Origin of the sequence: Robertmurraya sp. DFI.2.37, from assembly GCF_029211245.1 — a bacterium.
GTDB lineage: Bacteria > Bacillota > Bacilli > Bacillales > Cytobacillaceae > Robertmurraya > Robertmurraya methanolica_A.
The window spans coordinates 1-380 of the sequence record NZ_JARGEJ010000345.1; the positions used below are offsets into that span (position 1 = coordinate 1).

Sequence of the window (380 nt, forward strand, 5' to 3'; positions counted from 1 at the left end):
CTCCAGACTGGACCGATGTAAATTCCTTTATATCCGCTCCAGCAGAGAAAATCCTTCCTTCACCATGAATCAAAATAACCCGAATCTCTTCGTTTGGCTCTAATTCATTTAATACCTCGGCTAGTTCCTTAATGACTCCTGACGACAAAGCATTGGCAGGTGGACGATTTAGTTTAATCGTCGCGACATTTTGCTCATTTTACCAGCTTAAATAGCTCATTTACCTTCCCCCTTATGTTTTGCCATTATTGCTCCCCACGACAACCATTCAGAAGCAGCTTGTGAACCGGCGCTGCGAGCGCTTGTAAATCATATTTCAAATCATTCATCACCCATGTTGTCGCTGCTTCATCCATCGTTCCGAAAATCATTTGCCGGGC

1 protein-coding gene and 1 pseudogene are annotated in these 380 nt (G+C 43.9%); both read right to left on the reverse strand.

Annotated features, from left to right (window positions below):
* Positions 1-220 (reverse strand): annotated as a pseudogene (locus PZE06_RS26805) (enoyl-CoA hydratase-related protein); the annotation flags it as partial.
* A 25-nt stretch (positions 221-245) separates the two neighbouring features.
* A partial coding sequence (locus tag PZE06_RS26810; RefSeq protein ID WP_275792214.1) for a TetR/AcrR family transcriptional regulator C-terminal domain-containing protein occupies positions 246-380 on the reverse strand: 135 nt, incomplete at its 5' end.